We start from the raw sequence: 25306 nt of genomic DNA on the forward strand, positions 1-25306 counted from the left end.
TATGTTATTATTTGGATGTAAGTATGGACGAGATTCGACTGGCTATGTATGATTACGAAAGACTGGTTGAAGAATTAGCCCCAGATAAAGCCAGTTCGCAGGGATTTTTCTTTTCATGAGGAAATTTGGTATTAGGTCACTATAAATGAAGGAGGAGCTTTAGACATGCTCTTACAAAAAGGCGAAAAACTCATCATGATTGGAGACTCAATCACGGATTGTGAACGTAAGCATCCATATGGAGAAGGACTATTTGCAGGAATTGGTAAAGGCTATGTTTCGCTGGTAGATGCGTTCCTTCAAAGTACCTATCCCGAGAAGGGAATTCGGGTTATAAATATGGGGAATAGTGGGAACACCATCCGAGATTTAAAAGAGCGTTGGGCTACGGATGTAGAGCATCTAAAACCTGACTGGCTTTCAATCATGATCGGGATCAACGATGTTTGGCGGCAATATGATCAACCTACTATTAGGGAGTCTCATGTATACTCGGAGGAGTATGAGGCTACGTTGCGAGAGCTTGTGTTACGAACCAAGCCACAAGTAAAAGGCATCGTTTTGATGACTCCTTTCTACATCGAGCCCAACAGGGAGGACGCGATGCGGAAGACGATGGATGAATACGGGGAGATCGTAAAGCGTGTCGCGGAGGAGTGTGACTGCTTGTTCGTGGATACGCAAGCTGCGTTCGAACCAGTTTTGCGGGAGATTTACCCGGCTACTCTTGCTTGGGACCGTGTTCATCCGTCTGTGGTGGGGCATATGGTAATCGCTAAGGCATTTTTGGCAACGATTGGGTTCTCATACTTTTAAGAACAGCTTGAAGACGGGCTTACGTTGCTCGAAACCTCTAAGTTTGGGTGATGGCCTACCTGTCCCGAGGAAATAGTTTTTGAGTTGGATATCGGCCGAATGTCAAAAGGGAAGCGGATTCGCTTCCCTTTTGAATAATAGACATGTGTTAAAAAGGACGCAGTCTCAGCACATCGAGGACAAAGTCGGCAAACAAGGAGTTGGCCCAGGCGAATCAACTATCAATAATCTTTATAGTAATCTACTAAAGAAACGCTGCTTGTTTTCGATGTTCGGAGATCTCTAATATTTTCATGGTAGATGTCTTTAAAAGGGTTTTGGCCGTTTCAATACGCACTTTGGTGAAATATCGGACATATAACGTTGGTCAATAATCTCTTGGGAATAGCCTTTACTCTGTTTATTACAGCAAGTATGGAGTATCTGTCACAAATAGTGGAGCCGAAAATACGTGCAACCGCAATCGGTGTAAGCGCAGCTGCAGCCGGATTGTGCGGCTTTATTACCAGCATGGGAGCAGGTATTCTTCTTATTAGGGCTTCACCGTCCGTTCTTTTTGGTCTTCTCGGATTGTTGAGTGGTGCAGCATTCCTGGTTAGCTTCTTTAACAACTCATTCTCAAAGGTTACGGACCCTAATGAGAACCACAATGCTCGAATAGTGCAAAAATAGATCGGATCTGTCATTGACCAGTTGAAGGATATCTCTGTATGCTAGATGTAAAGCTGTCTTGCATTTGAGATGGTACTAACGGGTTAGGGAGAGAATATACATGACTTCAGTAAGATCTGACAGAACGTTCTATGTCAGTCCAAGGGCTTCAGACAACGTAGATGGATTCCATATAAAAAAGCCTGATCTTCCAATTGATCTTCCATATATTGGTTGTGTGAGATCTAGAAGAACAGATGAAATAGAATCCTCCAATTGGATGCTTGGATGCGAAACATTAGATCGCGATTATGCGGATTATCATCAATATAAGGAGTATATTTCTGCATTAGGGATTAAAGTGCTTCGTATGCAAGGGGGATGGGCAAAAACTGAAAAAGTCCAAGGGATATATGATTGGACGTGGATGGATAACATTATTCATGATGCGGTTGACAGAGGTTTTATGCCGTGGTTGCAAACCGGATATGGAAATCCTATTTATCCCGGCGGTGGCGGTGAAAATCTGGGAGCAGGGATGCCGTTATCTCAAGAAGCGCTAGCGGCCTATGAGAATTGGGTAGTGGCACTGGTAACAAGATATAAAGAAAAAGTGAAAGATTGGGAAGTATGGAATGAACCCAACTTTAGTGATAACTTGGTCAATACGCCTGAAATTACGGCCGACTTCAATATTCGCACAGCAACCATTATTAAAAGGATTCAACCAGATGCAAGAATTTCAGCCCTTGCTTTAGGACATATCGATGTTGAATATGTAGAAAGATTTTTTGCCTATTTGAGCGAGAAGAAGTCAATCGAATTATTCCACAATGTCACTTATCATGACTATGTCTATAATCCTGATGCCAATAAACTTGCTGTATACAAGATGAGACAAATCGTAGAAAAATTTGCTCCGGGTATGATCATGAGGCAAGGTGAAAATGGTGCGCCTTCCGTAGGTGGTACAGGAGGAGCGCTTTCCAATTATAACTGGTGTGAAGTAACACAAGCCAAGTGGGATATAAGAAGAATGCTTGAGAACCTTGGTAACGACATTGAGTGCAGCATTTTTGGTATAATTGACATGAACTATTCCGGCAATGGCCCGATTAGAAGAAAGAATACGAAAGGAATTGTTGAATCTGCTTTCGATAATCAGGCCGTAAGGCCAAAGATCGCTTATTATGCCATCCAACATGTGACCTCGATCTTTGACCATACACTGGAAAGATTGAAAATGTTAAAGCACACCTATCACATTGCTCCAAGCGGGTCACGCTCTGCATATTCACTAAATACGGACAGAAGTATTTCAGTATATGGCTACCGAAATAAGGATTCACAAAAGCAGCTATATGCCATGTGGGCAGATGACGCTATACCAAGAGACGAGCATGAACTGAACTGTTTGGAATTTAATGTTGAAAATGGAAACTTCGATGAGCCTGTTTATGTGGATATGATAACGGGTGGAGTTTATGAAATACCGGCCGAACAATGGAGAAAACAAGGTGACGTTTATACTTTTAAGAATATCCCCGTATATGATTCTCCCATACTCGTTGTGGACAGAACTTTAATAAGTATGAAGTAATTGCCTATTTGACCAAACGATTATTTCTCTTTTCCCGGGCTATGCCCGAAGAACCTTTTGTAAGATCGACAAAAAAAAGACAGATTGGTAAATCCTATGGCTTCTGCTGCTTCGTCAATGCGGTATTCCCCGCTGCGAAGCAGTTTTTTTGCTTCTTGGAGTCGAATTTGATTGCGGTAATCAATCGGAGATAATCCGGTAAATTCGGTGAAAAGCCGGCGAAATCCCGGCTCGCTCATCCCAGCCATATTCGCATAATAGCTGATTTTACGATGGTCTGCAAAATTCACAGTCATTTCATCTAGAGCAGGTTGCAGTTTTTTGTACTTATAAGGAATGTTCTGAATTTTCCTGGAGAGATGCCATAGCAATTCATACATTCGATAAAAATAATACATCGCATGATCGCCGACTCCAGCTTTCAAGTTCGTACGAAAAGAAGAGAAGATCTCTTCCGCATGATCAAATGTGATCAGGGTCGGTGCGGCAATGTAATAAGGAAGCTCCCCGTTGATTAGATCCCATTGTGCAATTCCGACCTCGTTCTCGGTATCCAGATAGGTACTCGCGTGACGGGTCCCCGAAGGAAGAAATACTAATTGTCCTGCAGGGGCCATAATATTGCTGGTGGCAGGGTCTTCAAAACTATAGCACATGGTGCCGCTGAACGTATAGATGAACGAATGCTGGCTTCTGCCCTCGGAATACGATATTTTATGTCCTTGGGGGCGTTGTACGGTAATAAAGCTGATATTTCCGATGGTAAACAGAGATTTTTGCGTAATGTAATTCGTTTTCAAGAGTAATCATCCTTGTGCAATCGAGTAGAAATTAGTATATCTATTGCCCATTAGAATTGTCAATTGAAGGTGCTCGAATCGTGCAAAATTGAGCTTTATTAGCAGGATATTTTCAGGGCTTTTGTCTCGCCTTGCCCAATCTGAGTCTGCCTTTAATTACATATGGAAAATTCTGATCCATTCTTGTTTCCATATGAAAGCGCTATAATGAGAGAAACTAGCTTTTAAGGGGCACTTAACAGATGAATATTTTTACAGAAAACCAATGGCGTAGACTTTCTCTAATTATCGCGGTCGTATGGGTCTTACTTGGTATTGTACATCATTATTCAACTCAACATCCTTTATTGAACTCTATGCAAACTGTAAAACCAACACCAGAGGTCGTTTCCGAGAAGTCCGCTCTACATGACCCAGAGGCACTAGAAAGTCCGATGCCGAACGTTCAACAAATGCCTAGCCTTGAAGCAACAGAAAGCCCAACAGCAAACGCTCAACAAATGCCTAGCCTTGAAGCAACACAAAAGGCTTTTAGTGAAGTTAACCTAGCCGTTTCATCCCAAATAGCACAACAATCTCAAACAATTAGTGCTCCTTCCACGGTTTTTTATCGGGACAAGGTTGCAGTCATAACCTATCATCACATTGATTCGCATGAATCCTCGGTAACCATTACACCGGAACGGTTTGATTCGCATCTGCAACTACTAAAAAAAAATGGTTTTCATGTCATTTCAATAGAGGATTTCATAGATTTTCTGCAACAAAAGAAGTCTGTACCGCCGAATGCAGTCGTTATTACGTTTGATGACGGCTATGAGTCTTTTTACAAATATGCTTATCCATTGCTGAAAAAAGAGGGCATGACGGCGACTATGTTTCTCATCGTTAGCTATATCGAGGATGGTACCGTTCGACAACCGCCAATTTTAACTTGGTCCGAAATTGAAGACATGCATAAGGAGGGATTCAGTTTTTATTCTCATACCTATAATTCCCATGATTCAATTTTCGTGAGTGGAAAAGAAATTTCTAAACTAGTAACCAAGACAGTAAATCCAACAACGCATATACCTGAAACGGATACCGAATATAAGGCAAGAATTAAAAATGACTTTAAGAAAGCCGATGATATTCTCAACGCCAAATTGGGTAATTCCATTAATTTGCTTTGCTTGCCGCATGGCCAATATAATCAGGATGTTATTGATCAAGCCAAACAAATTGGAATTCCGTTTATTTTCACAGGGATTGAAGGCATAAATTCAAGTAATGATAAACTTATAAAACGAATTAATGGTGGTTCTCCTTATATGTCAGACAAATTATTTCTAGCTAAACTAACAGCCGGCAGTAAAAAATAGGAGACCTTTTAGCCGGATTAACGAAAAGCACACCTAGTTAACGGTGTGCCTTTATTAATTACTACGGATACACAGGTTCGCCCTGATGCATTTAACATCCAATTTTGATGGAAATACATAAAATTGTACCCAACTGGAAAACATATAAAAACCAATAATTGGCAGGTGATATTATATGGATGAGGACCTTCCAGGTAAAGATCTTATCAGCGATTTCAATTTTAGAATGAAGCAAATTAAATCGATGATTGGAGATAGCGCTGATTTTGTAATTCGGGAGCTTACCATTCAGCGGCCAATCCTCCCACCAGTAAGGTTGGCCTTGTTCTATTTTGACGGAATGATTGATAAGCCAACCTTACAGGAATGTGTTATTCCTTCAATTTTAAATTGTGGACATAGGATTGAAGTGGATCATAGCGAAGTCCTATCTCTCATTCAGCATAGTATTGTTGATGTAAGCGAAGTACTCATGGTAGATCACTGGGAAAAAGGGATTGAAGCTACGCTGTCAGGCGAGGTGCTTTTGCTATGGCAGGGCTCCCAACAAGGGCTATGTTTTTCTATCCCTGGATGGGAAGATCGAGGTGTCACTGAGTCTAAAACGCAATCTGTCGTACGTGGTCCTCAGGAAGCCTTTTCTGAAACCCTCCGAACCAACACAACATTAGTACGCAAGCGAATTAAAGATCCTAACGTCAAATTAATCTCAAAAAAGGCAGGCAGTATGACGAAGACGGATATTGGGGTCATGTATATCCAAGGCTTGGCTGAAGAAAATATGCTCCAAACTCTACTCCAACTTATCGAGAAATATCCCCTAGATAGAGTATTGGAAGGGGAATATCTGGAAGAGTGGTTTCTTAAAGATCAGACCAAAACGATATTCCCTACCATTTATAATACGGACAAGCCAGATACGATTGCAGGAGGATTACTTGACGGAAAGATTGCTATTTTTATTGACGGAACGCCATTTGTTCTTCTGGTACCTGCATTATTTGTTGATTTTATCCAATCCGCAGAAGATTACTATCAACCCTATTTATATAGTAATGCGATTAGACTTCTTCGTTATTTGGCTTTGTTGATTTGTTTACTTGCACCAGCTATTTATATTACATTGACTACTTTCCATCAGGATATGCTACCTACCCATCTTCTGCTTAGTCTGGCAGCCCAGCGGGAAGGCATTCCATTCCCAGCCTTTATAGAGGCTGTGTTAATGGAAGTTACCTTTGAAATCCTTCGGGAGGCTGGTATCCGTATGCCAAGAACAATCGGTCAAGCTGTTTCAATTGTGGGCACTATTGTTATCGGTCAAGCTGCAGTAGAGGCCAATATTGTGTCAGCGGCCATGGTTATTATTGTTTCGATTACCGCCATTTCAAGTTTTGTGATACCTTCTTATGGCATGTCTATCGGTTTACGCATGCTTCGATTTGCTTTTATGGCGAGTGCTGCATCTTTTGGTGTCTATGGAATTACCATTGCGATGATTGTCCTGATCCTACATCTCAACAGCTTGGAATCTTTCGGTATTCCCTATTTAAGCCCTTCTGCTCCATTCCACCTGCAAAAACAGAAAGATGCCATTCTGCGTTTTCCATATTGGGCATTTCGTAATAAAAATTAATCGAATCAGTAGGAGTTGAATGAAAGGTTGGCAGCTAAAAGAAGGGTAATTCTATTAGTAATGGGAGTTGTACTTTCTGAAATCTTGACTGGTTGCTGGAATCGAAAAGAACTCAATGATCTTTCTGTAGTTATTGGTATGGGTATTGAAATGGTGAATGAGGAATATTTGGTAACCATGCAGGTTGTAGATACTTCACAAATGTCTTCAAATCGCAAAGCTGATCGCTCACCAACGCTAGTCATTTCAGAGCAAGAGAGAACGATCTACGAAGCCATTCGGAAAATAACAACCAAAACGTCGCGTAAAATGTACGGAGCTCATCTTCGTCTTCTTATTCTGGATGAAAAAGTAGCAAGAAAGGGGATTCGTGATGCGTTAGATCAGATCCTCCGCGATTATGAACCGCGCCCCGATTTTTATACCGTTCTTTCCAAAAAATATTCGCCTCGGGAGATATTATCCCTGGTTACACCAACGGAAGTATTGCCAGCCATAGAACTCTATCGCTCTCTGAAATTATCTGAAAAGGTGTGGGCACCAACAGCGGCCATCACGATTGTCGAACTATACCAAATGCTTGTGAAGGAAGGCATTGAACCCGTTCTAACCGGATTAACCATTCGCGGTAATTCGGTCAAAGGCTCCAAGATGGATAATGTTAAACAGCCAAAATCCTATGCAGAATACCAATTCGAAGATATTGGCGTTTTTCGTGAAGACAAATTTCTAGGTTGGCTAGGGGAGTCAGACAGTAAAGCTTATAATTACATTGTGAACAAAGTTAGAAATACAGTCGGAAAAGCCGCATGTCCAAACGGATCTAATGAGTTTGTTGTTGAGATCACAAAGTCGAAAGCGAAAATTAAGCCTGAGATGCGCAGTGGTGTGCCAGCCGTTCGCATTGTACTGAAAACGGAGGGGAACATTGGTGAGTTACACTGTAATGTAGACTTAAATAAAGAAGAGGATTTTCTCCAATTACAGCAAGCTGGAAAGGAGAGGCTGTATCAGATCGTGGATCAAGGAATTAGACATGTTCAGGATGATTATGGTGTTGACATCTTTGGATTTGGTATTGCATTTCACCACAAATTTCCTAAACAGTGGGCCGTCCTAAAAACAAATTGGAATGAAAACTTCAAGAAGATGCCTATCGATGTTGAGCTTGATTATAAACTACAAAAAATTGGGAAAACTATAAATTCACTTGAAAATAGACTTAATCGAGGAGTAGAAGAGAAATGACCATTCAGCTGATTATACTTTCTATTTTAATCATTGCTGGAATTAAAGAGGTTCGCGTAATTAAGAAACAAAAAAAACGTACGGAGACTCTCGTTGTTGGAAGTTCGTACACAGTTGCATTAATCTTTGCAATGCTTAGTCTGTTCCAGGTTAAGATACCTAATCCTGTCGAGGGGATTAAGATTGCCTTTAAACCGGTTAGTGCTATCATGGATGCCATGCTGAAATAAGGAGAAATAATCACAATGTATGTGACATCGAGGCAACTCACGTTATGGATCATCTTATATCAATTGGGGAGTTCAATGTTAATTATACCTGCAGGATTAGCCGCTGTAGCCAAACAGGATGCATGGCTTGCAGTTATAATTGCAATAGCTATAAGTTTCCTTTTCATTCCGCTCTATGTGGCAATTAGTAACCAAATGAAAATGAAGTCGGTATTCCTTTATTTTCAAGCACTTTTTGGAAATGTAGGAGGAAGAACACTGCTTTCCCTTTTCATTTTCATGTTCCCCTTTCTCATTTTCATTTTGACATTAAGAAATTTAGGCGACTTTGTAACTACCTCAATCATCCCGCAAACCCCCGCTCAGGTCATTTACGCGATCATGCTGTTTACTGTGGTATATGCACTTTATTTGGGCATTCAACCATTAGTAAGATCAGTAGAAATCTTCTTCCCACTTGCAATGTTCTTAATGCTTATCCTGATTGTGTCCGTCATTCCTAACTATAAAGTAGATCAGATACTTCCAGTGTTAGAGCATGGATGGAAACCTCCCATACGTGCTTCCTTACTTTTAGCAGCCTTTCCTTTTATGGAAAGTGTATTATTATTGTTTTTCGTACCATTCGTAGAAAGTGGTAAAATCCTAAAAAAGATATTAATTAAAAGCACGATGATTAGCGGAATTTTCTTTTTCATCATTACTGGATCTGTATTGGTTGTACTAAGTCCCGAATTAACAGAAAATCTGGTGTTTCCAAGTTACTTTGTCATTAGAACCATTAGTTTCGCTAGTTTTTATGAGCGATTCGAGGTGCTTGTCGCGGTCATCTGGTTTATTTCAATGTTTTGTCGACTTAGTTTATTAATGTATATATCAGCAAAAGGTTTATCAGAGTCATTGTCAATAAAGAACTATCGTTCTTTATTAATTCCATTGTCTGGGATAGCATTCATTATGGCTGATGTTGTATGGCCTAATCTGACTTATTTAAATGAGTTTATAACGATTTGGCCTTCCTATGCGATGGTATTTGGCTATGTATTACCCATACTTTTATGGGTAATTGGAAGGATAAAAACAAAACAAACATAATCGCATCATCAATTGCATCGTGCCGAGAATATTTCGTAACAGCATTTATTTGGTTGAGACTACGCGGCTAACAAAAGGGAAGTAAGCAGTTCTTCAATAAAAATCTACACATGCCTGATGAAGATTGATAAGTCAAATTATTTTTGTATTGCTTTTCTGCTTCCTTTAGTCATACTATCTAGCTATAGTTGTTAGTAGAAAGGTAGGGGGAGCAGATGTTTGTGAAGCTGAGGAGCTCGCTGCAATGGAAGTTGGTCTCTTTGATATCGGTAAGTATCTTTTTTGTTATTACGTCCATCGGCAGCTTTAGCTATTATAAAAGCGTTCAAGCCATCAACTCTGATGTGGAAAGGTTCAGCAATCAAATCCTGAAGCAGGCTAATTTCAATTTAAGCCGATATATTGATGATAACGAGCACTTTTTCCAAAATTTAGGTGCAAGCGATGAATTTATACGATGGGCTAGCGTTCAAGACGGAAACGAGTATACAATTCTCAAGCATTTTAAGGAAATGAATGATCGATTTATTGATCCGTTCATTGCCTACCATCCAGAAACACTGTCAATCGTATTCTATAGTGAACTTGGTTATCAAAACGTATTTCGAAATAGCACGCAAAGTAATGTATTGACTCCCAAGTACGATTTCAAAGAGGAGCCATGGGGGAAACTTTTATCTTTATCTGGTAAACCAGAGCGTACAGTTTCAGTCAGTAGCTCTTATTATAACCGTGAAGGTCAATTAGAGAAGATTCCGGTGATTTCATATGCCCAAAAATTCATTATAGGTACCAAAATAGCCTATATGGTTTTGGATCTCTCGCTTCTTCCAACGCAATCTATTCTGAATGAAATTGAATTGGGCAATAACGGGAGCACGTTTATTATCGATCAGCAGGGAAGTATTATTTCAGCGCCTGAACTCAATCTCATCGGAAGTTCCGTAGAGGCGTCGATACTGGAGTCAATTGGTAACGCTTCCGTTGGCTCGCATTATATGGAAAAGACCAAACAAATGATTGTTTACAGGGTTATCCCCAACACTAGCTGGAGGGTGTTAGCGATGGTCCCTTATAACGATTTGGCACGAAGCATTATCCATATTAGATACTGGACCATTGGAATGATGGTTATTGGCGTTCTAATCGCCAGTATACTTGTCATTCTTGTGGCTTCCTCGATCACCAGTAGGTTAAAAGATTTGAGAAGGACCATAGCAAAGACGCGCATGGGAAGATTAGATATAAGGATGGAGGTTAAAGGTATTGATGAGGTGGCAGAACTCGGAGGAGCTTACAATCATCTGCTCGATCGCATCGATGTATCGATTAATCAGCTTGCTGAATCTAGATTAATGCAGCAACGTGCTATTTTATCGGCTTTGCAAGCACAAATGAATTCGCATTTTTTATATAATGCTTTGGAATCCATTAATAGCATGGCTCATTTAGCTGGTCAGATGGATATCCATGAGACTACAATCGCGCTCTCAAATATGCTCCGTTATACATCCAATTATCAGGAATCTCTTGTTATGCTAAATGAAGAAATGAACCATGTATTTGATTACATTTGTATATTGAAAACGATGTATCGGGATGAGGTGCAATTCACGTGTCAAATTGAAGAGGGGATTAAGGAAGCACGATGTTTGAAGGCCATCGTTCAACCGTTTGTTGAGAACAGTATTAAACATGGGTATGAGAAAACGGGTGAGCCGATGTCGGTTATGATTACAGCAGCAAAAGTGGACGCCCGTTATATTTGCATAATCATTGAGGACAATGGTTCAGGGTTTTCACCAGACAAACTGATCGAACTGCGGAATCACCTTCGGATGGATAAGCCAGTCAAGGATGTGATGGAGCTAAAACGAGTGGGGGTTTTGAACGTGCATTATCGGTTAAGAACAATCTATCATGATGACATGAGCGGTGTTTCTATTTCAAATGTTGACACTGGGGGGGCACGCATCACTGTGCGTTTTCCCTATCAAACGAAGGAGGGAATTATATTATGATACGGGTTCTAGTGGTAGATGATACACCCCTTATAAGGGAGAGCTTAACCAAATTAATTGAGGGTTTCAACGATACGACTGTCGTTTCAGGTAATGCATCTAACGGTCAAAAGGCACTGGATTGGTTAGGAGAGTATTATGCTGACTTATGTATTACAGATATTCGAATGCCGGTCATGGACGGGCTGGGACTCATTGAACAAATTAATGCAAAGTATCCTTGGATGATGTCTATGGTTGTTTCTTCTTACGATGATTTTGATTACGCCAAGCACAGTATACAGCTAAGAGCACTTGATTATATTTTAAAACCAATCAATCTTAAGCAGATGAAGGCAGCCTTGTCGACAGCTTCCGAACAACTTTCAGAGAGTCGCCGTCGGGACGCAGCATTCATATTGCTGAAGAAGCTTCCCCATCATCGATCATGGATCGAACGCTGGCTGAAGCAGATTCGTACGACACATACAGAGACGATGCCATTATTGATTGTGGAAACGCTGGAATTGCTGGAAGGGTGGGTAGAAGGGAAATATTATCTGCTGAATGAGCTATCAAATGCCTGGTTACATATGCTTATCGAAGAGCTAACTGACGACAAAATTGTCCTTCAACTCGAAGAAGGCAAAGACCTCAAGATGGGAGAGAAAAGATTAGAGATAAGTTCGATCCGCAGCTATTTTCGATTGTGTGCAGTTCGTAGGCTGGAAGAAGGCGCCAATCAATTGATCAGTGCAATGAAAGGGGTTCGCGATCAACAAACGGTCCGAGTCGTTGATGTAATAAAGAATTATATTCGGGTCCATTTCACCGAAGATATTAGCCTTCAGAGCCTCTCTGAACTCGTTTCGATGAACAAGACCTACATGTGCACGTTATTCAAACAAGAAACAGGTACGACCGTATGGAATTTTATTGTGGCTGAACGCATGATTGCGGCACGCGATTTGTTAATGGACTCATCTCTAAAAGTGTACGAAATTGCCAATCAGACAGGTTATGAGAATGTGAAACACTTCACTGGCTTGTTCAAGAAGCATTATGGACTCAGTCCGCTAGATTATAAACGAAGAATGAAATCTTAATCGTAGGGGCCGAGAGGTCTCTTTTTTTGTACATTGGAGGGGGTGAAATAAGAACTCCGAAAGATCCCCACCCGAAATCGAAAGATTCGTACCTAGTCCCTTCTATAACATTATTCTACAATTAGAGACAAGACAGAGAGAGACATAGATGTTTAAAGGAGTGTAACCAGATGGAAATTCAAGCGGATAGGGCAAAGGTTCTAGAAGGAATGAAACTGCAGGGAAGTAAACAAAAAACGGTATTGAAAGAGTCAATGTGGCGTTATATGATCAAAAATTGGCCGTTATATATCATGCTTGTACCTGTATTTATGTATTTCATTGTATTTAAATACCTGCCTTTAGTGGGGAGTGTTATTGCTTTTCAAGACTACAACATTTTTCGCGGGTTCCTGGACAGCGAATGGGTGGGACTGCAATGGTTTGAGCAGTTCCTTACGAGACCACAGTTTTTTAGATTATTTAAAAATACCCTGATTATTTCTCTTTATCAAATCGTACTTGCATTCCCAGCACCGATTATTCTGGCTGTTCTTATGAACGAAGTGCGAAAGTCTGCTTTTAAACGCACCGTACAAACGATTGTCTATCTGCCTCATTTTCTTTCTTGGGCATTGGTATATGGTCTAGCCTATATGATGCTATCCACGCAGACAGGATTAGTCAATGGTGTAATTGAACGGTTAGGTGGAGAGGCTATTCCATTCCTGCAATCTGCCGAATATTTCCGAACAGTTGTCATTGCATCAGGTATTTGGAAGGAAATGGGTTGGAGTACAATCATATTTCTAGCAGCCTTGAGCGGTATTTCACCATCTCTTTACGAAGCGGCTAAGATCGATGGTGCAAACCGTTGGAAGCAATTTCTGCATGTAACGATTCCAGGAATGCTGCCAGCAATCGTGATTCTTCTCTTGCTCAAAATTGGCAGCGTCATGGATGTGGGCTTCGAGCAAATCTACATTTTCCTTAATCCTATAAGCTATGAAGTGGGAGAGGTTCTGGATACGTATGCCTACCGAATTGGGATTCAAAACGGGCAATTTAGTGCAACAACCGCGATTGGACTTTTTAAATCAGTGATCGGTTTTGTATTACTTGTGGGGGCTAATAAGTTGAGTAAGAAAGTCACGGGAGAAGGATTATTTTAGAAAGGAGATCATAGCAGATGAATATTCGTTTAACTTCAGGAGAGAGAGCTTTTGATATACTCAATATCCTCTTACTCACCTTAATTAGTGTTATTGCAATGGTTCCAATTATGCATGTGGTTGCTGGGTCATTTTCCTCTCCACAAGCTATTATTCATAATCGTGTATCACTATGGCCTGTAGAGCCAACATTGGAGAACTTTAGAATCGTTGTACAGACAGATTACTTCTGGAAGGCATGTTGGATGACAGTTAAAGTAGTAGCAATCGGCACAGTTATTAATATGGTCCTTACAGTCTTTGGGTCGTATCCCTTATCTAAAATGCATCTTAGAGGCCGAAGACTAATCCTGTTATTCATTGTTTTTACCATGGTCTTTCAAGCGCCACTTATTCCAATCTATTTGGTTGTGAAGAATCTTGGCTTACTTAATAGTATGTGGTCTTTGATTATTCCTAGTGCTATATCAGCATTTAATATGATGTTATGTCTGACTTTCTTTCGTTCGGTGCCTGAAGAATTGTTTGATGCTGCGAAAGTTGATGGTATGGGAGAGTTCCGCATCGTTTGGCAAATTGTCATTCCTTTATCTAAACCCATACTCGTAACACTACTCTTGTTTTATGCAGTAGGACATTGGAACAACTATATGGCACCTCTCTTATATATCACTGATAAGAATCTGCAAACGCTTCAAATGTATATTTATTCTCTAATTGCTATGGGAAATAGTAATGATATGGCCGTCGCCGCCGCTTCAGAAGCAGGAATTAAGTTACTGCCAGAAGCGCTTGAAATGGCTACGATCGTGCTAGCTACGACGCCAATCGTTATTCTATATCCTTTTCTACAAAAGCATTTTATTAAAGGCGCTACACTAGGTTCCGTGAAAGAGTAAATGTGATATGCTGACCATAAGGTCTTCATATATAGTCAACTAAGCCGAGGAGGATCTCGAAAATGAAGAATAAGAAAAAGTGGGTCTCGCTAGTAACAGCAGTAGCAATTTTAACTTTGGTTACATCTGCATGTACAAGTAAAGAGAAAGAGGGTGCTGCATCAAGTGTAGCACCGACGCCGACAAGTTCCGAGCCAGCCAAGATCCGGATGTTTATGACGGACAGCAGTTTACCAGTACCAGGCGGAGCAACAATGGATGATCCAACTTTTAAGTACGCAGCGCAGAAGACGAACACGAATCTAGATGTCGTTTTTCTTCCAAACGGTCAGTATGATCAGCAATTAAAAACAAGATTTGCCTCTGGCGATATGCCCGATGTTGTTCAAGGGTGGGGGATTAACGGGGATTTACTGGTCAATGACCAACTCGTCCCGCTTGATGATTATTTGAATAAGTATGGTCCCAATTTAAAAAAGGTTATTCCTCAATCCGCTTGGGATGCCGTTACACGTAATGGCAAGATTTATGCGATACCTGAGGCAGCCAAAGGAAACACCAAAGAAAACCGGATGTTATTCGTTCGTAAAGATTGGATGGACAAGGTAGGCATTAAAGAAGCGCCTAAGACGCCTGAAGAATTGCTAGTACTTCTTCGCGCTTTCCGTGATGGGGATCCCAACGGCAATGGCAAGAAAGACGAAATTCCATATTCCGCTCGTGAGAATTTCTCTTGGGTAGAAAATTTGCTAGGTATGTATGGTCAAACCCAGTATACAGTCAAATACGAGAACAATGAACTCATTCCTGGCATTATCACAAGCAACATGAAGCAAGGAATTGGATTTATTAGACAAATGGTTCAAGAGAAACTCATGGATAGTGAATTCCTGACAAACAAACGAGCTATTTGGGAGCAGAAGATTCAGCAGGATTTGGTCGGTATGTGGAATCATGACCCATCACTTTCTTGGGATTGGCAAGATAAACTAAATAAATCCTTACCAGGCAAGGGAGCAGATGTTATTGCTATCATGACACCAAGAGCACCAGGTGTACAGAATGCCGGAAGTAAAGATTTACCAATTAACAAAACGTTTGTGGTAACGAAAAAAGCAAAAGATCCAGCAGCGATTGTCAAGTTCTTTGACTGGTTAGTAACACAAGAAGGCCAAGAGTTTGTCAACTTCGGTGTCCCAAATGTGACATACACCAAAGATAACGGGAAAATAAACTATAACAAACAAAAAGATACAGACGACAAAACAGCAGGCTGGAGACCATTATCTTTAAACTTGGTTGGCTTCAATGAAGAGTTGCTAAAAGTACAGTTGGGTGATGATAAAGCAGTTGCCAAGTTGAAAGCGGCATACGAGGTAGGTCAGAAGGAGTCGATTCCAGATCTGCTGCTTGGTTCGAATCCGTTTAAGTCCACTCAGCCTGAAATCGGTGAATTGAATAACGGTACTACATCGACTATGTTTTTAGAAACAGCTTCACGCATTGCGCTTGGCGACAAGCCACTTGATTATTTCGATGAGTTTGTGAAAAATTATAGAGCTCAAGGCGGGAATGATCTTATTAAACAAGCGACAGAATGGTATAACGCAAATAAAAAGAAATAAGAAACATCATCATAACAAGAAGCAGGGAGCCGTAGGGCTCCCGCTTCAATCAGGATAAAAAAGATAGCGTTTACATTATATGTGGTGAGGTGATCGTACATAATAAACCCCGTGCATAGTATTGACGAGGCGAAAATTGCAAAGCTAGTACGTTAATTAAGGAGGCAATGTTCATGTTCGGTTCAAGAACGAAAAGAGTATTAAGCTTGATAATTATCTTTCAATTGGTGTTGGGAATGCTGCTTACGATTATTCCTGTATTTACCCCCTCTGTTCAAGCTGCGGTGATTGATACGATCTTGCCAGAAGCGGATGCGTATGTATCCAGTAAAACGGGAGAACGAGACACTACCTATAATGGTGCAACCTCCCCCAATCAACTAGTGCTTAGAGAAGACAATTTGGCAGAGACCAGTTCAAAAAGGGCCTATATGCGGTTTGACTTATCGAAGGTGCCTACGGATACCACAGGTGTAACTGTTACGCTGAGGGTGTATGCAGAGGCTTTGCCACCTCCAGCAGTTACAGTAAACGTCTATGCGTATGCTGTAACAACGGATACGTGGGACGAAGCGACCATTACTTGGAATACTAGACCAGACGCAGGAGCCTTCGGTAACAAAGTAGCCGAGTTCGTTATTGCGCCGGAAATTGGCTACTATGAAGCTGATATTACTTCTTATGTGCTTGCCCAGAAAGCGAGCGGAAAAAAGGCTAACATAGTCTTGATGAATTCACTGGGAGCTCCTCAGAGGATCCTAAAGACAAAAGAGAGAGCTGTAGGACAACAACCCTATCTTGCCATTTCCAAGACGGTAGTTGTGCCGCCATTAACACCAACCAACGTAAACGTGAGCAATTATCAGAAAAAAGTTGCTATTACATTTAATAATACGCTTGTCGATCAAACTGGTGGTAATCTTAGAAACAAAGTAATGGTTTCTAAGGATAATGGAACAAGCTATCAGCCACTTACACCTTGGGATAATGTAAGCTTGAGCGGGAATCAATTCATCATTGATTTTCAGAATCCATTATTAGGCATTAGTAATAAAATTAAAATATTGGGTAATTCGCTCAAAGATAGCCAAGGAAATAGTCAAACTGCTGACATCCTCACATCTACTTTTGCAGCAGGTCCTATTCCTGATCCAACACTAGCACCTGTAAAGCCTACAAGAGACTTTTCTGTTAATGTTCCGAATATTAGCCAAACTATGCTAGGCAATAAGGCCAATGTATATCCCAAGTTATTCGTGGATGCTAACAGAGTGAATGAGCTGCGAAATGCCATTCTACCAGGCGGTACGCACAATCAAATATGGGAGCGCTATCTGAAGCAGATGGATGCAGAGTTGTTGAAAGTACCCCCTGCCGTTAACTATACAGATGGTGATGAATATGAACTATGGCAACGAAACGTTGCTTATACAACGCAAAATCTAGCAGCAGCAGCGATGCTTACACAAAGGAAATCCGTTGTGGAAACAAGATCGTTCGAAGCGGAGGAAGCAAATCTATCCGCATCTACCCTAGTAGTCGGAGATGATGGAGCTTCAGGGACCAATTATGTGGACACAGGTAAAACATCGATTACGAATCTTCCTAATCCTGCTGAAAAGGCAGATATAGAGTTCAAGGCTACGCTTCCTGCGACGCAAGCCTATCAAGTTTGGGCTCGCGTAGCTACAGACTCGATTAATCCTGTTTTACATCTAGCAGCTGACATTGGTGATTATCAACAAGCCCCGGCATTCACATCGGGTGGATGGAAATGGATCAAAGCAGCTTCATTCTCGTCCTTGGCAGAAGGAGAACATCTCTTTAAATTTATGACCAATGCAAAGCTTGATAAAATTATCGTTACTTCCGATGGGGCTTTCATTCCGTCTGGCATGGGTACGGAGCAACATTGGAAAGAAGTTGAGGATACAACGCTTACCGCGCCAATGAGTGTATATTCGGATGATACAACAGCTTCTCGTAACAAATATGCTGCCGTCAAATCGGGGGCAGATGCGAATACAGTTCCTGCAAATGGAGCAACAGGGGATATCCAATATTCGTTTCAAGCAAGCCAAGGCAACTATGATGTTTGGGTCCGAGTGAAGACAGAGAACGTTGCCAAAAACGGTTTCTATTACAGCATGGATGGCGGAGCATACTCGGTGGCAGCTCCTGTTATTGATAAAGCACAAGAGTGGCAGTGGGTGAAGATTGCAACACGAAATGGACTGACAAAAGGCACGCATACGTTGGCAATCAAATTTAAACATATTAAATTGAAATTCGATACGATCTTGGTATCCTCGGACACAGCGGCTGGTATACCTAATGACCCCAATAAATACTTGGTGGCAGCCATTCAGTGGGCTAAAGCTTCTGTTGGATACAATACTTGGGGAAAAACGCAGGATCCGCTTAATCGACAATGGGGTCTTAATAGGGACTTGGCTCCAGCACATCAACTTGAATCACTCGCATCGGTCTATGACTGGTTGCATGATAGCCTTAATACGGCAGATCGTAAATTAATTCTCGATAAATTAATTTATATGGGCGAATACATGTATGATTCATTAGCTGGAGAGAACGGTCAATACAACTGGTTTATGTACGGGTATTTGAATAACCATCTTTGGCTAACGGTAGGTGGTCTTGAAGTCGCTGGGGCAGCCATTTATGGCGATTATCCTGGGGCTAAGAGGTGGTTTAACTTAGCGGTAGATAAGTTGGATAACATTATGGGCTACCTAGCAGAGGATGGAAGTACGCAAGAAGGACCAGGGTATTGGAATTATGGCACCAATGGGTTATTAAAGTACATGGAAGTAGCCAAGAGCATACTTGGGATTAATTATTTTGATTCTGAAGCGGTAAAGAATGCGTTTGATTATCGTTTATATAACCAACTTCCTATCAACGTCAGTACCAATTTGAACTTTATGGTGGATACTGCGGATACGTTTAGAGATAATTTTGGACAAACAAATAATTCTTTGATTAGAAATTTAGCAAGATTATACAAAGATGAAACGGCACAATGGCTGGTAGACCAGTTTACCTTAAAGGGCATTGATTCTAGATATACATTGGATTTTGGCGATTTAATTTTCTATGATAACGCCGTTCAATCCCTTGATCCTGCTGCAGCAAATAAACCTTCTTTTAAAATCTTTGAAGATTTAGGTCTTGTCTATGCGAGAAGTGACTGGTCAGGGAATGAGTCCTTGGTTACATTTAAATCAGGACCTTATGTTGGACAAAAATCGATTGATTTAAATCCAGGGAGTGTAGCTGGCTATGCAAATGGCGGTCATGTGCATCCTGATGAGAATAACTTTACGATTTTCGGCAACGGTGAATGGCAGATTCGAGATGATGGTTACGCTGCGAAGTATACAAGCAACCATAACACGCTTTTAATAGATGGTCTGGGTCAACTAGGTGATCAGAATGCGAATGGTGATCTAGGTAACGGTCCATTGTGGGGTGGTGGAGATACACAGCAAATGCTAGCACAAGGAAGTGCACCAACCATTGACAAGCACGTGTCAACACCTGCCTTGGATTATTTCGTCGGTGACGCGACTTCGCAATACCACGTAAATAAAGGGCTGACGAAGTACAAAAGGCATATGATTTATTTAAAGCCCGACGTTCTAATTGTAGTGGATGATATCACGCTCAATGCTCCAAAACCTCTTGAATTACGGTTCTTTCCCGAGCAAAACAGCTTTATTCAAACTGGCGCTAAATACTTGAACGTAGGAAAGACATCCAAGCTTGAATTCACACCATTGACGCCGACCAACGTTACGGTTAAAGCTGAAAATGTAAAATACTATAATAGGGATAATGTGGCGTCTCAAAAACTGGCCTACCGTTTGCAGAATACGACGAATGCTTGGAGAAATGTATCTGCATTTGCTTGGTCCGATAAAGCGGGAACACCGAAGCAAGTGAGTCTTACTGGTCAAAATGGATCTCTCTACACGTTTGAAGTGGAAGGGAAGAAAGTAACTGTTGATATTGATACCATGACAACATCTGTATCCAATGTAACCGTAAGCGAGCGGGTGAAAGGCTCGGATGCAAATCTTGCGGGTGTTTATTCCAATGGTGTTCTTATGAATGGCATAGCTCCAGAAACGCTCAATTATGCCTTCACGGTTAAATCCTCCGTTCCTCCACAATTGACTGTCATTCCTGCAGATAGTCATGCAGTTGTAGAAATAACGGCACCTGGCAAATTACCTGGTGAGTTTAAAATTAAGATTACCTCGGAAGATGGCAGCAGCAGTAAGATATACACCCTCGCTTATAATGTGGTGTCCAATACAGGACTAGGGAATGTCCACATTGATTTTGTTGAGGAGTCTGAGGTCTCGGGTACACTACTTACAGGTACAGGTGATTACCTAACCTTGGACAAAAGCTTACCTACCTACTGGGCGCTTCTTCCAGATGGCGCTTGGATTCAATATAATTTTGGTTCCCTGAAAAAAATTAATCAAGTATTAATTGCTTTTGCAAGCGGTGATAAACGAACTGCCAACTTTGACATTATGGTGTCAACGAATAAAACAGACTGGACGAAAGTTTACTCAGGTGTAAGCAGTGGAACGACGCTTCAAGCGCAAACATTTTCCTTCGCACCTGTCAATGCCAAATACATGCGCGTTGTCGGACATGGGAATTCAATCAGCGGATGGAACAGCTTCGCGGAAATTGGTGTGATGGGAGAAGATGTTACGTCAGCAACGCTTACATCCAGCACTACTGTAGATAAGAATTCGTCATTTCAAATCAGCTACGGTTTACAAGGTGCGATCGAAGTGAATGGGCAGGATGTCACGGTGCACTATGATCCAGCACTATTTACCTATGTTGGTGCAACTGCTGGCGTAAATGGAACAACTATCCAAGATGTAAACCACAATCCTGCACAAGGTACGATTCGTTATGTATTGGTCAGCACGGGAATTAATCGAATTAATGGCGAAGTTGCCAACTTGCTGAATCTTACTTTTCAGGCAAAAGCGAGTGGTACAGGAACGATTGAAGTGACACAGGTGGAACTATCCGATGCGAACGGAGAAATGACGAATGCTAGCACGGCTAGTAAAATGATTACCATTAGCCAAGATACATCTGCATTAACTAGTGCAATCGTTTCAGCACAAGGAATCTTAAGCGCTGCTGTTGAGGGCATTATGAACGGCCAATATCCTTCAGGTACGAAGGCACAATTGCAGGCAGTTATTTCAACTTCTATTGTGATAAGGGACAATGGGTTAGCGACGAATGCACAAATTAGCCAAGCAACAACCGAACTTCTTGCAGCTTTAAGCACGTTCCAAAGCCTGATTATAACTAGCCGTACAGGCGATTTTAGCCAAAGGCAAGGATATGATATCGGCGATATTAGTATGGTGGCTCCTCACTTCGGCAAGACAAAAAACTCCAGTGACTGGAATCAAATTAAGCGGTTTGACATCAATAACGATGGCGAGATAGGTATATATGAGCTAGCCTTTATTGCCAAAAGACTATTGAATAACTAGGATTTCATCAAGAAAACGGATAGGAAGCGGAGATTGGCGCTTCCTATCTGTATTAGGAGGATTCCATGCAATGAGAAAAACAGTGGCTACATGGATGATGTTGGCAGCAATCGTGATAGGGATTGTAGCTGCTGGCGGCAATGCGGGTGCAGAGCAGGCAGCAACGTTTGCTATTGAAACCGATCAAGCGGTAATAACGACGAACGATCTCGTGACTGTTACCGTAAAAGGTGAAAATATCAGTCCCTACTTCGCATTTGATATGGAGCTTGTCTATGACAAAGAGAAGCTGGAGCTTGTTCAAACAGAAACAAACATAAACGAGTTTGCAATACAAGCAGATAAGAAGGAGGAGTCGCGCATAAGGCTCGGAATCACGAAGTCTACCACACAGGCTACTGGCAATGGAGTAGTTCCAATTGTGCGAGCAGTTTTCCGTGGAAAAGCTTCTGGTGCAGCAAATGTAACACTCGTTCATGTAAAGGCTTTGGACAACATCAAATTAGAAGAAACGAAGTTTGTTGTGGGAGCAACTGGTACTGTGAATATTAGTTTGCCGGCTGGCGCTGGGACATCGGATCCGCCTCCATTACCACCACCACCACCGCCGCCACCACCACCGCCGTCGCCACCAGCTGAATCAGGTGCGACAATTGAACTTTCGCCAGTCTTGCAAGCCACAACGGCTAAGGCTCAGCTTAATGCAACATCTTTCAATAAGGCGTTACAGGGAGCCGCATTAGACAACGATGGTGCTAAGGTTGTTAGTGTGATTCTGAAGGAAATTGAGGGAGCAGCAACGTATGCGCTCGAACTGCCAAAAGACGTGATTCAAGAGTCAGCCCCAAGTCATAGTGGTGAGGAGAAGAAAATTAACATTATGACTCCCATAGGGGATATTATGATTCCTCCTAATATGTTTAAGTCAAAGGATGTTGAGGGTGTCTCGACGATAACCATTTCCATAGCTTCGGCAAACACCAGCAAGTTCAAGGAGGAACTAAAGACGAAGATCGGTAAAAAGCCTGTTATTGAATTGAATGTATTCATGGATGGCAAAGTGATTAACTGGAAAAATAATCAAGCGCCAGTTACGGTTCATATGGCTTACACCCCGACAGCAGAAGAACTGAAGGACCCTGAGCATATCGCCGTCTGGTATGTAGATGGAGCAGGCAATGTGCAGAAAGTTCCTTCCGGTGTGTATAATCCTGCTACAGGAACGGTCGTCTTCTCTACTACCCACTTTAGCGAGTACGCAATTGGCTACGAAATCACCACATTCGGAGATATTCGCGATCTGGATTGGGCGAAGAAGCCAATCGAAATATTGACCTCCAAGGGGATTGTGAACGGTACGTCGCAAACTACCTTTACACCGAATGCGAGTATCACTAGGGCAGATTTTATCCAATTATTGATCGGTACCCTTGGCTTGACCGCCGATGTTAATGCTAACTTCGAAGATGTAAGTAAGGAGGATTACTTCTACGAATCCGCGGGGATTGCGAAAACGCTTGGAATCAGCCAAGGTGTTGGCGGCAACACGTTGCATCCAACAGAACTTATCACAAGGCAGGATATGATGGTGCTAGTAGAGCGTGCTATGCGTATTGGTAAAAAGGAAATGAGTACAGCGAATATAACGGACCTTCATTCTTTTCAGGATTGGGCACAAGTGTCTAGTTATGCGAATGATAGTCTCAGCATCCTCCTCCGAAAGGGACTAATTGAAGGGGATGGCAATCGACTGAACCCAACAGGATATACAACGCGAGCTGAAGCAGCTGTGCTCCTGTATCGTGTGTATAAGAATAAATAAAAGCACTGTATTCGCTTGGCATGATGCCACTACGCACAATAGCCATCATGTCAAGTGATCATATACAGAATGAACGAGCAGAGGGGAGGAATGTAGGCATAGCGTTTGTACCAAGCAAAAAAGAAAACATGCTAACAAGTACAAAAAAAATTGAGAATGGAGTGTTATTTGATGCAATTACAATGGCTGAACATGTTGAAATCTTTAGGCGGAGCATGCTTTATTGCTCTAACACTATGGGCTGCGCCGGCGTTTGCAGCACCCGGCGACCTCATTTTTCAATCTGGATTTGAAAGTGGCTCTACGTTATCGACTGTTTCTGCTCAATTCGATGATATTACTGGAACGGATAGCACGTTTAGCACTAAAAACAATTGGGTTAACGATCTGGAAGGCAATTCACAAATTGGTAAATTTGAAATTCAATATGAAGACGGTGCAGCCACGGATCGATACGCTAGCATCATTACGGATCCTACTAATTCTAACAATAAAGTGCTTCATTATTGGTTGAAGAATGCTGCAGTTCAAGATAACGGTTTTATGAAAGGAAGAATTCAAACCAATATTTATAATGAAGCGGATAACAACCAACAATCGTTAAACGAGATGTATTACAAAGTTCGTTTGAAACTTCATCCTGACATGCAAAAGCTGGAAAGCTTCAACGATGCGATTCCATGGCTAACGCTTGCCGAGTTCTGGAATAATAAAGCGTGGGATAGCGCTCCTTATCCCTTCCGGATTACTTTTGGTTTAAACAAGGATGCCAACAACGGATCCAATAAACCTTTATATTTTCATCTCGTGGGAGAGAAGATGGACGGCCGTCAGATCATTTGGAACGGAATACCCAAATCTTCCTTCACCGTACCCTATGATCAGTGGATGACCTTAGAGTTTTACTACAAGAAAGGCGATGCAACCACAGGCCGATTCTACGTAGCCGTTACGCCCCAAGGTGGTTCCCGTCAAATCTTGTTTGATGAAGTGAACTGGACGTATCATCCTAGCAACCCTTCTCCTGTAGGTCTGGCAAATTTTAATCCACTTAAATTGTACACAAGTGAGTTGTACATTAACCATATCCGGAATAATGGAGGGGTTATGCAGCTTTACTGGGATAACTTCGAGCTGTGGAATGGCTGGCCGCCGAATCTGTATGAGGCTGAGGCGATGACGCTAGGAACGACATCCGGAGAGACGCTAACCTCTTCCAGCGATGCGAATTGCAGTGGCGGCGTTTGCCACATATTTGACAGCAATAGCGCAGGTGACTACATGAATTATTTTGCAAACGTTTCGCATGACGGTAAATACGATATCAAGGTTGGCGTCAAAAAAACGAGCACACGCGGGATCTTTCAGTTTTCTGTAGATGGAGTGAACAAAGGGACTGTGCAGGATTTGTATTCAGCCACCACACAGTATACAGAGTTAACCATAGCCAGTGATGTTCAATTGTCCGCAGGCGATAGGCGGTTTAAATTTTATGTCACGGGAACAAGCGGATCAGGCTACCAACTGGGTATAGATTATATTAAGCTTGTGCCCAAAAATTGATTGACAATTGACTTGTCTCCAGCTCAGGTGGTCAGCAAACACCTAAGCTGGAGACTTTTCATTCGCTCAAGAAAGTTTAAAATACGTGATTATAATAACGGAAATCATCAAAAAAAACATAGAAAAAGTAAAG

The 25306-nt window shown here is 41.6% G+C and carries 16 protein-coding genes; 15 read left to right on the forward strand and 1 reads right to left on the reverse strand.

Annotated features, from left to right (window positions below; translation table 11 throughout):
• Window positions 1-165 precede the first annotated feature (165 nt).
• Both MJB10_RS08350 and MJB10_RS08355 read left to right on the forward strand, forming a co-directional pair.
• The gene (locus tag MJB10_RS08350) at window positions 166-816 is read left to right on the forward strand and encodes an SGNH/GDSL hydrolase family protein (RefSeq protein WP_314803405.1); all 651 of its coding nucleotides are present in this window, start codon (window positions 166-168) and stop codon (window positions 814-816) included.
• A gap of 772 nt (window positions 817-1588) precedes the next feature.
• Window positions 1589-3067: a hypothetical protein gene (locus MJB10_RS08355; protein ID WP_314803408.1), complete on the forward strand. Its 1479-nt coding sequence runs from the start codon at window positions 1589-1591 to the stop codon at window positions 3065-3067.
• Window positions 3068-3087: 20 nt separating this feature from the next.
• On the opposite strand, the gene MJB10_RS08360 is transcribed toward MJB10_RS08355, so the two are convergent.
• Complete coding sequence (locus MJB10_RS08360; protein WP_314803411.1) at window positions 3088-3867, reverse strand: helix-turn-helix domain-containing protein; 780 nt, start codon at window positions 3865-3867, stop codon at window positions 3088-3090.
• 242 nt (window positions 3868-4109) lie between these two features.
• Between MJB10_RS08360 and MJB10_RS08365 the strand changes: the two genes are divergently transcribed.
• The 13 genes from MJB10_RS08365 to MJB10_RS08425 all read left to right on the forward strand — a co-directional run bounded on the left by MJB10_RS08365 (window position 4110) and on the right by MJB10_RS08425 (window position 25173).
• Window positions 4110-5231: a polysaccharide deacetylase family protein gene (locus MJB10_RS08365; protein ID WP_314803413.1), complete on the forward strand. Its 1122-nt coding sequence runs from the start codon at window positions 4110-4112 to the stop codon at window positions 5229-5231.
• 175 nt (window positions 5232-5406) lie between these two features.
• Window positions 5407-6867, forward strand: a complete 1461-nt coding sequence (locus MJB10_RS08370) for a spore germination protein (protein WP_314803416.1) — start codon at window positions 5407-5409, stop codon at window positions 6865-6867.
• 27 nt (window positions 6868-6894) lie between these two features.
• On the forward strand, window positions 6895-8115 hold the full coding sequence (locus MJB10_RS08375) for a Ger(x)C family spore germination protein (RefSeq protein ID WP_314803418.1): 1221 nt from the start codon (window positions 6895-6897) through the stop codon (window positions 8113-8115).
• Window positions 8112-8345, forward strand: a complete 234-nt coding sequence (locus tag MJB10_RS08380) for a hypothetical protein (RefSeq protein WP_314803420.1) — start codon at window positions 8112-8114, stop codon at window positions 8343-8345. Before MJB10_RS08375 ends, MJB10_RS08380 begins: the two co-directional genes overlap by 4 nt.
• 15 nt (window positions 8346-8360) lie before the next feature.
• Entirely contained in the window at window positions 8361-9440 is a 1080-nt protein-coding gene (locus MJB10_RS08385; protein WP_314803423.1) for a GerAB/ArcD/ProY family transporter, read from the forward strand.
• A 215-nt stretch (window positions 9441-9655) separates the two neighbouring features.
• The gene (locus MJB10_RS08390) at window positions 9656-11461 is read left to right on the forward strand and encodes a cache domain-containing sensor histidine kinase (RefSeq protein ID WP_314803425.1); all 1806 of its coding nucleotides are present in this window, start codon (window positions 9656-9658) and stop codon (window positions 11459-11461) included.
• Window positions 11458-12546: a response regulator transcription factor gene (locus MJB10_RS08395; RefSeq protein ID WP_314803428.1), complete on the forward strand. Its 1089-nt coding sequence runs from the start codon at window positions 11458-11460 to the stop codon at window positions 12544-12546. Before MJB10_RS08390 ends, MJB10_RS08395 begins: the two co-directional genes overlap by 4 nt.
• A 170-nt stretch (window positions 12547-12716) precedes the next feature.
• On the forward strand, window positions 12717-13697 hold the full coding sequence (locus MJB10_RS08400; RefSeq protein WP_314803431.1) for an ABC transporter permease: 981 nt from the start codon (window positions 12717-12719) through the stop codon (window positions 13695-13697).
• A 17-nt stretch (window positions 13698-13714) separates the two neighbouring features.
• Window positions 13715-14596 (forward strand): carbohydrate ABC transporter permease, encoded by an 882-nt coding sequence (locus MJB10_RS08405; RefSeq protein WP_314803432.1) that lies wholly within the window; start codon window positions 13715-13717, stop codon window positions 14594-14596.
• A gap of 62 nt (window positions 14597-14658) precedes the next feature.
• Complete coding sequence (locus tag MJB10_RS08410) at window positions 14659-16221, forward strand: extracellular solute-binding protein (protein WP_314803434.1); 1563 nt, start codon at window positions 14659-14661, stop codon at window positions 16219-16221.
• Window positions 16222-16394: 173 nt separating this feature from the next.
• Window positions 16395-21788 carry a CBM96 family carbohydrate-binding protein gene (locus tag MJB10_RS08415; protein WP_314803435.1) on the forward strand — a complete coding sequence of 1798 codons (5394 nt, stop codon included), beginning with the start codon at window positions 16395-16397 and terminating at the stop codon, window positions 21786-21788.
• Window positions 21789-21858: 70 nt separating this feature from the next.
• Window positions 21859-23610, forward strand: coding sequence for an S-layer homology domain-containing protein (locus MJB10_RS08420; protein ID WP_314803436.1), 1752 nt, complete (start codon window positions 21859-21861; stop codon window positions 23608-23610).
• A 171-nt stretch (window positions 23611-23781) separates the two neighbouring features.
• Entirely contained in the window at window positions 23782-25173 is a 1392-nt protein-coding gene (locus MJB10_RS08425) for a carbohydrate-binding protein (RefSeq protein ID WP_314803438.1), read from the forward strand.
• Window positions 25174-25306: the final 133 nt, after the last annotated feature.

This window comes from Paenibacillus sp. MBLB1832, assembly GCF_032271945.1.
Classification (GTDB): domain Bacteria; phylum Bacillota; class Bacilli; order Paenibacillales; family NBRC-103111; genus Paenibacillus_E; species Paenibacillus_E roseopurpureus.

Coding starts and splice junctions, on each gene's coding strand:
- MJB10_RS08390 (WP_314803425.1), top strand. CDS start 9,656: ATGTTTGTGAAGCTGAGGAGCTCGCTGCAATGGAAGTTGGTCTCTTTG.
- MJB10_RS08400 (WP_314803431.1), top strand. CDS start 12,717: ATGGAAATTCAAGCGGATAGGGCAAAGGTTCTAGAAGGAATGAAACTG.
- MJB10_RS08410 (WP_314803434.1), top strand. CDS start 14,659: ATGAAGAATAAGAAAAAGTGGGTCTCGCTAGTAACAGCAGTAGCAATT.
- MJB10_RS08370 (WP_314803416.1), top strand. CDS start 5,407: ATGGATGAGGACCTTCCAGGTAAAGATCTTATCAGCGATTTCAATTTT.
- MJB10_RS08385 (WP_314803423.1), top strand. CDS start 8,361: ATGTATGTGACATCGAGGCAACTCACGTTATGGATCATCTTATATCAA.
- MJB10_RS08415 (WP_314803435.1), top strand. CDS start 16,395: ATGTTCGGTTCAAGAACGAAAAGAGTATTAAGCTTGATAATTATCTTT.
- MJB10_RS08425 (WP_314803438.1), top strand. CDS start 23,782: ATGCAATTACAATGGCTGAACATGTTGAAATCTTTAGGCGGAGCATGC.
- MJB10_RS08405 (WP_314803432.1), top strand. CDS start 13,715: ATGAATATTCGTTTAACTTCAGGAGAGAGAGCTTTTGATATACTCAAT.
- MJB10_RS08395 (WP_314803428.1), top strand. CDS start 11,458: ATGATACGGGTTCTAGTGGTAGATGATACACCCCTTATAAGGGAGAGC.
- MJB10_RS08420 (WP_314803436.1), top strand. CDS start 21,859: ATGAGAAAAACAGTGGCTACATGGATGATGTTGGCAGCAATCGTGATA.
- MJB10_RS08380 (WP_314803420.1), top strand. CDS start 8,112: ATGACCATTCAGCTGATTATACTTTCTATTTTAATCATTGCTGGAATT.
- MJB10_RS08355 (WP_314803408.1), top strand. CDS start 1,589: ATGACTTCAGTAAGATCTGACAGAACGTTCTATGTCAGTCCAAGGGCT.
- MJB10_RS08365 (WP_314803413.1), top strand. CDS start 4,110: ATGAATATTTTTACAGAAAACCAATGGCGTAGACTTTCTCTAATTATC.
- MJB10_RS08350 (WP_314803405.1), top strand. CDS start 166: ATGCTCTTACAAAAAGGCGAAAAACTCATCATGATTGGAGACTCAATC.